General features: G+C 68.8%; 9 protein-coding genes. 6 read left to right on the forward strand and 3 right to left on the reverse strand.

Going from position 1 to position 8807, the window contains the following annotated elements; translation table 11 throughout:
- Together E4O86_RS20990 and hemH are read right to left on the reverse strand one after the other, a co-directional pair.
- Positions 1-975, reverse strand: a 975-nt coding sequence (locus E4O86_RS20990; protein ID WP_161142504.1) for an SPFH domain-containing protein, incomplete at its 3' end; no start/stop codon positions are given.
- Between the two features lie 69 nt (positions 976-1044).
- Positions 1045-2073, reverse strand: a complete 1029-nt coding sequence (hemH, locus tag E4O86_RS20995; protein WP_161142511.1) for a ferrochelatase — start codon at positions 2071-2073, stop codon at positions 1045-1047.
- A 229-nt stretch (positions 2074-2302) separates the two neighbouring features.
- Here hemH and E4O86_RS21000 point away from each other — a divergent pair, with 229 nt between their 5' ends.
- The 4 genes from E4O86_RS21000 (at position 2303) to E4O86_RS21015 (ending at position 6548) form a co-directional block, all read left to right on the forward strand.
- A complete protein-coding gene (locus E4O86_RS21000) occupies positions 2303-3052 on the forward strand; it encodes an electron transfer flavoprotein subunit beta/FixA family protein (RefSeq protein WP_161142512.1) in 750 nt (249 codons plus the stop codon).
- A gap of 14 nt (positions 3053-3066) precedes the next feature.
- Positions 3067-4014 carry an electron transfer flavoprotein subunit alpha/FixB family protein gene (locus E4O86_RS21005; protein ID WP_161142505.1) on the forward strand — a complete coding sequence of 316 codons (948 nt, stop codon included), beginning with the start codon at positions 3067-3069 and terminating at the stop codon, positions 4012-4014.
- Between the two features lie 307 nt (positions 4015-4321).
- The gene (locus E4O86_RS21010) at positions 4322-5203 is read left to right on the forward strand and encodes a 3-hydroxybutyryl-CoA dehydrogenase (protein ID WP_161142506.1); all 882 of its coding nucleotides are present in this window, start codon (positions 4322-4324) and stop codon (positions 5201-5203) included.
- A 157-nt stretch (positions 5204-5360) separates the two neighbouring features.
- Positions 5361-6548 carry a GGDEF domain-containing protein gene (locus tag E4O86_RS21015; RefSeq protein ID WP_161142507.1) on the forward strand — a complete coding sequence of 396 codons (1188 nt, stop codon included), beginning with the start codon at positions 5361-5363 and terminating at the stop codon, positions 6546-6548.
- A gap of 24 nt (positions 6549-6572) precedes the next feature.
- Here the strand turns inward: E4O86_RS21015 and tlpA are convergent, their stop codons facing one another.
- The gene (gene tlpA / locus E4O86_RS23705) at positions 6573-7202 is read right to left on the reverse strand and encodes a thiol:disulfide interchange protein TlpA (RefSeq protein WP_161142508.1); all 630 of its coding nucleotides are present in this window, start codon (positions 7200-7202) and stop codon (positions 6573-6575) included.
- 33 nt (positions 7203-7235) lie between these two features.
- Between tlpA and argH the strand changes: the two genes are divergently transcribed.
- Both argH and lptM read left to right on the forward strand, forming a co-directional pair.
- Complete coding sequence (gene argH, locus E4O86_RS21025) at positions 7236-8633, forward strand: argininosuccinate lyase (RefSeq protein ID WP_161142509.1); 1398 nt, start codon at positions 7236-7238, stop codon at positions 8631-8633.
- Between the two features lie 40 nt (positions 8634-8673).
- On the forward strand, positions 8674-8807 hold a 134-nt coding region (gene lptM / locus E4O86_RS24060), incomplete at its 3' end, for an LPS translocon maturation chaperone LptM (protein ID WP_161142510.1).

Raw genomic sequence — 8807 nt, forward strand, 5'->3', positions numbered from 1 at the left:
CGGGGGCACCGGCGGGACGCGGCCGGGCGCCCCGTGCGGCCGGGCCGGCGCGTCGCGGCCATCGCGCGAGAAGACCTCGCGCGCGATCTCCGCGACACCCCCGAGCGCGCCGATGGCGGCGGAGGCCTCGACCGGCATCAGGAACGTCTTCTGGTTCGGGGAATGGGCGAACTGCGCGAGCGCCTCGATATATTTCTGGGCGACGAAATAGTTGATCGCCTGCACGTCGCCCTGGCCGATCGCCGCGCTCACCAAGGCGGTCGCCTTGGCCTCGGCCTCGGCCTCGCGTTCCCGCGCCTCCGCGTCGCGGAACGCGGCCTCGCGCCGCCCCTCCGCCTCCAGGATCCGCGACTGCTTCTCGCCCTCGGCGCGCAGGATCTTGGACTCCCGCTCGCCCTGGGCCTCGAGCACCGTGGCGCGCTTCTCGCGCTCCGCCTTCATCTGGCGCGCCATCGAATCGATCAGGTCGCGCGGCGGGTCGATGTCCTTGATCTCGATGCGGGTGATCTTCACGCCCCAGGGCGAGGCCGCGGCATCGACCACGCGGAGCAGCCGCTCGTTGATCTCGTCGCGGTTGGAAAGGAGCTCGTCGAGATCCATCGAGCCCATGACCGACCGGATGTTGGTCATGGTGAGATTGATGATCGCGTTCTCGAGATTGTTCACCTCGTAGGCCGCCTGCGGCGCATTCAGCACCTGGTAGAAGCCGACCCCATTCGCCGTCACCGTCGCGTTGTCGCGCGTGATGACCTCCTGGCTCGGGACGTCGAGCACCGTCTCCATCATGTTCATGCGGGCGCCGATCCGCTCGACGAAGGGCGTGATGACGTTCAGCCCCGGCTGCAGCGTGCGCGTGTACCGCCCGAAGCGCTCGACGGTGTAGTTGTAGCCCTGCGGAACGGTCTTGATGCCGGCGAACAGAACCAGGATCGCGAGGATCGCCAGCACGATCACCGCGACGTCGAAGCCGATCATGGCACTCTCCCCCCTCGCCCCACGGGGCCGATCAAGAAAGCACCTAGCGGCGCCGGCTTACCAGCCTCTTTAGACCCAGCCCTGCAGTTCCCGCAGTACCAGCGTGGAGATGACGCGCATCCCGAGCGCACTGTCGTTCAGGCAGGGAATATGCGCGAACTTCTCGCCGCCATGCTCGCGGAAGAACTCGGCGTTCTGCTCGCCGATCTCCTCGAGCGTCTCGAGGCAGTCCGAGACGAAGCCGGGATTGAGCACGGCGATCCGCTTCACGCCTTCGTCGCCGAGCCGCCTCACCGTCGCGTCGGTATAGGGCTGCAGCCACTCCTCCGGGCCGAAGCGGGACTGGAAGGTCGTGATCAGCCGCCCCTTGGGCCAGCCGAGCCGTTCCGCCAGCAGCCGCGAGGTCTTCTGGCAGTGGCAGTGATAGGGATCGCCGTTCCGGAAATAGGATTGCGGGATGCCGTGATAGGAGGCGATCACCACCTCCGGCTCGAAGTCGAGGTCGGCGAGCTTGCGCTCGATGCTTTCGGCGAGCGCGTCGATATAGACCGGCTCGTCGTAATAGGGCGGCACGGTGCGGATCGCCGGCTGCCAGCGCATCGTCATCAGCGCCTCGAACGCCTTGTCGTTCACCGTCGCGGTCGTCGAAGCGCTGTATTGCGGGTAGAGCGGAAAGATCAGGATGCGCTCGCAGCCTTCCGACGCGAGCCGCGCGAGCCGATCCGCGATCGACGGCTTGCCGTAGCGCATCGCCCAGTCGACCGTGACGTGCGCCTCCGCGGCGAGTTCCGCCGCGAGCCGCTCCGCCTGCGCGCGCGTGAAGGTCCGCAGCGGCGATTCGTTGAGCTCCCGGTTCCAGATCTTGTCGTAGGCGGCGCCGCTCTTCTTCGGGCGCGTATTGAGGACGATGCCGTGGAGGATCGGATACCAGACGGCGCGCGGCCATTCGATGACGCGGCGGTCCGACAGGAACTCGCGCAGGTACCGCCGCATCGGCCAGTAATCCGTGCCGTCGGGCGTTCCGAGGTTGACGAGGAGGACGCCGATGCGCTTCGCAGCCACCGGCGGGTGGTCGGCGGGAAGCCGGATGGCCTTCATGTCCTCCCGGCGTGCGCCGTCGTCCGTAATGCGCTGGAGCAAGGTGGATCTCCCGGAGTCTTGTCGAGGGATAAGGCGTCCGCGCCCGCCGAATTCAAGTCCTCGCAGGCGCGGCCCAAGGTCACCGTCCCGCTTCTCCCGCACTTCTGCCCGGCGCCGGCGCCCGCCCGGCTTGCGTGGCCGCCGCGCCACCGTTAGTTCGAAGCCGACAGGGTCGGAGAAGCGTATGATGAAGGTCCTCGTACCCGTGAAGCGGGTGATCGATGCGAATTTGAAGCCGCGGGTGAAGGCGGATGGGTCGGGCATCGATCTGACGAATACGAAAATGTCGATGAACCCCTTCGACGAGATCGCGGTCGAAGAGGCGCTGCGGCTGAAGGAGGCCGGCACCGCGAGCGAGATCGTGCTCGTCTCGATCGGACCGGCACAGGCCCAGGAGACGATCCGCACGGGCCTCGCCATGGGTGCCGATCGCGGCATTCTCGTCCAGGCGGACGGGCCGGTGGAACCGCTCGCGGTCGCGAAGATCCTGAAGGCGGTCGCCGAGCAGGAAGCGCCGGGGCTCGTCGTCCTGGGCAAGCAGGCGATCGACGACGATTGCAACCAGACCGGCCAGATGCTGGCCGCGCTGCTCGGGTGGCCGCAGGGCACCTTCGCGTCGAAGATCGAGATCGCCGGCGGCCGCATCAAGGTCACGCGGGAAGTGGATGGGGGCCTCCAGGTCGTGGATCTCGCGATGCCCGCCGTCGTCACCACCGACCTGCGGCTCAACCAGCCCCGCTACGCCTCGCTGCCGAACATCATGAAGGCGAAGAAGAAGCCGATCGACATGAAGACGGCGGCGGATTTCGGCGTCGACACGCGGCCCCGGCTCGAGGTGATCGAGACGAAGGAGCCGCCGAAGCGCCAGGCCGGCGTGAAGGTCGCGTCCGTCGCGGATCTCGTCGACAAGCTGAAGAACGAAGCGGGCGTACTCTAGGACGGGACCGGACCATGACCACTCTTCTCATTGCCGAGCACGCCAACGCGACGCTCAACGAGGCGACGGCCAAGACGCTTTCGGCAGCGCGCGCGCTGGGCGGCGACGTCCATGTCCTCGTCGCCGGCCAGGACGCCCGGCCCGCCGCCGAGGCCGCGGCCCGGCTCGAGGGCGTCGCGAAGGTTCTCCTCGCGGAATCCGGGCCGCTCGCCCACCAGCTCGCGGAGCCGCTCGCCGCGCTCGTCGTCTCGCTCGCCGGCGACTACGACGCGATCCTCGCGCCCGCCACGACCACGGGCAAGAACGTCGCGCCGCGGGTCGCGGCCCTGCTCGACGTGATGCAGGTCTCCGACGTGCAGGAGATCGTCTCGCCCGACACCTACCGGCGGCCGATCTACGCCGGCAACGCGATCCAGACGGTGAGGTCGACGGACCCGAAGAAGGTGCTGACGATCCGGACGGCCTCGTTCCAGGCGACCGGCGCCGGCGCCGCGGCCGCGCCGATCGAACCGGTCGCGCCGGGCGACGATCCGGCGGTCTCCGCCTTCGTCGAGGACAGGCTGTCGGAAAGCGAGCGGCCCGAGCTCGCTGCCGCCCGCATCATCGTCTCCGGCGGCCGGGCGCTTGGCTCCAGGGAGCGCTTCATGGAGGTCATTCTGCCGGTCGCCGACCGGCTCGGCGCCGCAATCGGCGCGAGCCGCGCCGCCGTCGATGCCGGCTACGCGCCCAACGACTGGCAGGTCGGCCAGACCGGCAAAATCGTGGCGCCGGACCTCTACGTCGCGTGCGGGATCTCCGGTGCGATCCAGCACCTTGCCGGCATGAAGGATTCCCGCGTCATCGTGGCGATCAACAAGGACGAGGAGGCACCGATCTTCCAGGTCGCCGATTACGGCCTCGTCGGCGATCTCTTCCAGGTACTCCCGGAACTCGTCGCCGAATTGGACAAGCGCGCCGGCTGAGACCGGCGCGCCGCTCGGGCGGCCCGGGCCGGGGCACAGCGGGACGCCACACCAAGCGCCACCGCGGCTCCGGCACGGCAGCCTCCCCGACACTCCGCGATCCGAGCAGCCGCATGGTTCATGGCTGCAGAGGCGGTTCAAGTCGGTGTCCGCAACCGTGACAGCGGGCCCGCCGGTGGACGAAGGCCGCCGACGCGGGCCCGCACCCGCCGGCAATCGGCTGGGGAGGAGGCGAATTTCGCCGCACTGCACCCTTCCCCTTTTTCAGCGCATACGAAATACTCCGCGCGCCAGGAGTACGAGGCGGATGAAGAACAAGATCGCAACGATCGGCATCATCGGAGCCGGCCAGATGGGCAGCGGAATCGCCCATGTCTGCGCGCTCCACGGCATCCGCGTTCTGCTTAACGACGTCACGCTCGAACGCGTCCAGGCGGGGCTTGCCACGGTCGACGGCAATCTCGCCCGCCAGGCCGCCTCCGGCCGCATCAGCGAAGAAGAGCGCAAGGCCGCGATCGGCCGGATCGCGCCCTGCATGAGCTACGAGGAGCTCGCCGAGGTCGACCTGGTGGTCGAATCGGCGACCGAGAGCGAGGTCGTGAAACGGAAGATCTTCGCCGAGATCTGTCCGCTGCTCGGCCCCGACACGATGATCGCCACCAATACGTCGTCGCTCTCGATCACCCGGCTCGCCGCCGCCACCGACCGCCCGGAGCGGTTCATGGGCATGCACTTCATGAACCCCGTACCGGTGATGGAGCTCGTGGAGCTCGTCCGGGGCATCGCGACGGACGACGCGACCTTCGACCTCGCCAAGAGCTTCGTCGCGCAGATCGGCAAGAAGGCGGCCGTCGCCGAGGATTTCCCGGCCTTCATGGTGAACCGCATCCTGCTGCCGATGATCAACGAGGCGATCTACGTCCTCTACGAGGGCGTCGGCTCGGTGGAGGCCATCGACACCGCCATGCGGCTCGGCGCCAACCACCCGATGGGCCCCCTGCAGCTCGCCGACTTCATCGGCCTCGATACCTGCCTGTCGATCATGCAGGTGCTCTACGAGGGACTGGCCGATTCGAAATACCGCCCCTGCCCGCTGCTGGTGAAGTATGTCGAGGCGGGCTGGCTCGGCCGGAAGACCAATCGCGGCTTCTACGATTATCGCGGACCGAAGCCGGTCCCCACCCGCTAGCCGACCGGCGGGAACGCTCCCGCGAATGTGAAGGCCGGCATTAACAGTCCTTTGATTTCCTGTCTCTTTCCTGTGCGGATCAGGCTGCGGACCTGACCGCGAAATCAGCCGCCCGAGGCCGGGCGGGCGGTTTGTCCGAGCGGGAATCGGGAGTGACATGGCGCTCGATGCGACAACGCTCACGGTGGCGGGAAGCTTCGTCACGGCGCTGACGGCGGCCGTTCTCGGCTTCACGTGGACGCAGTTCCGCGACGGCAGCGTCGCGCTCTGGTGGGCCGGCAGCAATCTGCTCCTCTCGCTCGGAATCGGGATATTGGCGGTCGTCTGGAGCGGCGGCGCCGATGCCGCGATCATGCCGCTCGGCTTCCTGGCGATGACCGTGAGCCCCGCCCTCGCATGGACGGGCGTTCGGGCCTTCAACCAGCGGCGCCCTCATCCCCCCCTGCTCCTGGCCGGCCCGCTCCTCATCGCTCTCGCTCCGCTCGCCGCGCCGCCATCGCTGCGCGCCGAGATCGGCGCCGCGATCAACCTGCTCGTCACCGCCGCCTATCTCGGCGCCGCTTCATGGGAGATCCTGCGCCCCGTCGAGGAGCGGCTGCGGAGTTCGCGGGCGCTCGGCATCGTCGTCGGCGCGCATGCCCTGTTCATCCTCGCCTGCGTCAGGGATACGTTCGCGATCGATCTCGGCCGTCCGGCGCCGTTCGGGACCATACTCGGCGCGATCCATTTCGAGATGCTGGTCTACGCCATCGCGAGCAGCGTATTCGTGGTGGCGCTGGTGCGCGAGCGCAGCGAAGCCATTCACCAGAAGGCGGCGCGCATCGATCCGCTCACCGGGATTCCCAACCGCAGGGCGTTCGCCACCCGCGCCGAATTCCTGATCGAGCGGGCTGTCCGCGAAGGGGCGCCGGTCTCCCTGCTGATGCTCGACCTCGACCGCTTCAAGCTCGTGAACGACACGCACGGCCACGATTTCGGAGACCGCGTGCTGCAGGCCTTCGCGGACAGCGCCCGCAGGGTCCTGCGCCCCAACGATCTCCTCAGCCGCTGGGGCGGAGAGGAATTCGTCGTCCTCCTTCCCGGCGCAGGGCGCGAAGCGGCCCTCTGCATCGCCGAGCGCATGCGCCTCGCCTTCCTGACGGCAGGCGAGGCGGTCGGCGGAACCGTCGTTCACGCCACCGTCAGCATCGGAATTGCCTCCGACCAGGCGGCGGCGAGCACGCTGGACGAACTCATGAAGCGCGCCGACACGGCGCTCTACAAGGCGAAGCGCCTCGGACGCAACCGGGTGGAGGCCGAGCCGGCCGAATGCCTCGAGGGCGGCGCGGTCATCCGCATCGCGTGAGCGCGGAGCCGCCGCCGCGCGGCCTCACGCACCCTCCTTCGCCGCCTGCACCAGCTTCACGCCGTCAGCGCTGTCCCACTCCGCCGGCCCGTTGATATGGCCGAGGAGGCAGCCCTTCGGATCAATGAGGAGCGTCACCGGCAGCCCGAGCGCCAGACTGCGCCGCTTCAGATCGTTGAATATCTCGGTGGAGGGATCCGTCAGGAGCGGCAGGTTGCTCGCGCCGACCGACTTCAGGAAGGCGGCCGGCTTGTCCCTGCTGCCAAGATCGATCGAGATCGGCATCACGGCGAAGCGGGCATCGGCCTCCGCGGCCTGGAGCCGGTCGAGCGCGGGCATCTCCCGGCGGCACGGCGCGCACCAGGTCGCCCAGACGTTCACGAGCAGCGTCTTGCCGGCGAAATCGGAGAGCGCCCGCTCTTCCCCGTTCTCGCCCCGGAACGTCAGCCCGCCGAGATATTCCGGTTCGGCGGCGAGCTGGAAGGCGGCCACCTCGCCGGTCGCGAGCGCATCGAGCGCCGCTGCCGCCTTCGGCGCCGTCCCGCATTGCGCCGACGCGGCGTTGCTATCGGGGCCGGCGATCCCGTATAGGGCAGCACCGCCGCAGATTACGGCGACCGCTGCTATGACTGCCGTCACAGCCGATCTTCTCACGCGAGCACCATTTCGAACGAGAGTCCTTCAGCCATGTCGAACCGCATGTGGGGCGGCCGGTTCAGCGAGAAGCCGGACGCCATAATGGAAGAGATCAATGCATCGATCGACTTCGACAAGGCGCTGGCGGCGCAGGACATTGCCGGGTCGAAGGCGCACGCGCGGATGTTGGCGGCCCGCGGCATCATTACAAGCGAGGATTCCGAGCGGATCGTCGCAGGCCTCGATGCGATAGCCTGCGAGATCGGCGAGGGACGCTTCGCCTTCTCCCGCGCGCTCGAGGACATCCACATGAACGTGGAGTCGCGGCTCCGGGAGCTGATCGGCGAGCCGGCCGGCCGGCTTCACACGGCGCGCTCCCGCAACGATCAGGTCGCGACCGACTTCCGGCTCTACGTCCGCGACGCGATCGACGAGATCGACGGCCAGATCCACCGGCTCATGCTCGCGCTGGCGGAGAAGGCCTCGCGCTACGCGGACGCCGTCATGCCCGGCTTCACCCACATGCAGAGCGCGCAGCCGATCACCTTCGGCCACCACCTCCTCGCCTATGTCGAGATGCTCGCCCGCGACCGCGGCCGCTTCGCCGATGCGCGCCGCCGGCTCAACGAATGCCCCCTCGGCTCCGCCGCGCTCGCCGGCACGGCTTTCCCGATCGACCGCCGGGCGACCGCCGCCGAGCTCGGCTTCGACCGGCCGACCGCCAATTCGCTCGACGGCGTCTCGGACCGGGACTTCGCCATCGAGACGCTGGCGGCCGCATCGATCTGCGCCATCCATCTCTCGCGCTTCGCCGAGGAGATCGTGCTCTGGTGCACGGCCCAGTTCGGATTCGTGCAGCTTTCCGACCGCTTCACGACCGGCTCCTCGATCATGCCGCAGAAGCGCAACCCGGACGCGGCCGAGCTGGTCCGCGCGAAGGCGGGCCGCATCCTCGGCGCGCTGCAGGCGCTCCTCGTCGTCATGAAGGGCCTGCCCCTCGCCTATTCGAAGGACATGCAGGAGGACAAGGAGCAGGTCCTCGACGCGCTGCCGAGCCTTTCGCTCTCGATCGCGGCGATGACCGGGATGGTCGCGGACCTGACGCCGAACCTGCAGGCGCTGCGCGAAGCGGCGGGCACCGGCTATTCGACCGCCACCGACCTCGCCGACTGGCTCGTCCGCGAGGCCGGCCTGCCGTTCCGGGAGGCGCATCACGTCACCGGCCGGATCGTGGCCGAGGCGGCCCGGCTCGGCTCCCCGCTCGAGGAGATGCCGCTCGCGGCCATGCAGATGATCCACCCCGCCATCACGGTGGAGGTCTATGATGTCCTCTCGGTCGACGCTTCGGTCCGCAGCCGCACCAGCGAAGGCGGCACCAGCCCGGAGAACGTCCGCCGCGAATCGAAACGCTGGATCGAGCGCCTGACCGCGGCAGAACGGCAGGGCTAGCCGCGCGTTTCGGGCTCGCCCAACAGCCGGAGGTGCCGAGATGAACTCTCTTCGACCGATCGTGATCCTCGCCTGCGTCGTCCTCGCGCTCGCGGGCTGCGGCCGCCGCGGCGCACTGGAGCCGCCGCCGGGCACCGCCGCGGCCGACAACCCGCCCGGCTCGCCGCCGGGTTC

Origin of the sequence: Propylenella binzhouense, from assembly GCF_009866965.1 — a bacterium.
In the GTDB taxonomy this organism is placed as follows: Bacteria; Pseudomonadota; Alphaproteobacteria; order Rhizobiales; family Afifellaceae; genus Propylenella; species Propylenella binzhouense.

Excerpts from the sequence above, each read along its gene's own strand:
- hemH (WP_161142511.1), bottom strand. The coding sequence starts at position 2,073 with ATGAAGGCCATCCGGCTTCCCGCCGACCACCCGCCGGTGGCTGCGAAG.
- E4O86_RS21000 (WP_161142512.1), top strand. The coding sequence starts at position 2,303 with ATGAAGGTCCTCGTACCCGTGAAGCGGGTGATCGATGCGAATTTGAAG.
- E4O86_RS21005 (WP_161142505.1), top strand. The coding sequence starts at position 3,067 with ATGACCACTCTTCTCATTGCCGAGCACGCCAACGCGACGCTCAACGAG.
- E4O86_RS21010 (WP_161142506.1), top strand. The coding sequence starts at position 4,322 with ATGAAGAACAAGATCGCAACGATCGGCATCATCGGAGCCGGCCAGATG.
- E4O86_RS21015 (WP_161142507.1), top strand. The coding sequence starts at position 5,361 with ATGGCGCTCGATGCGACAACGCTCACGGTGGCGGGAAGCTTCGTCACG.
- argH (WP_161142509.1), top strand. The coding sequence starts at position 7,236 with ATGTCGAACCGCATGTGGGGCGGCCGGTTCAGCGAGAAGCCGGACGCC.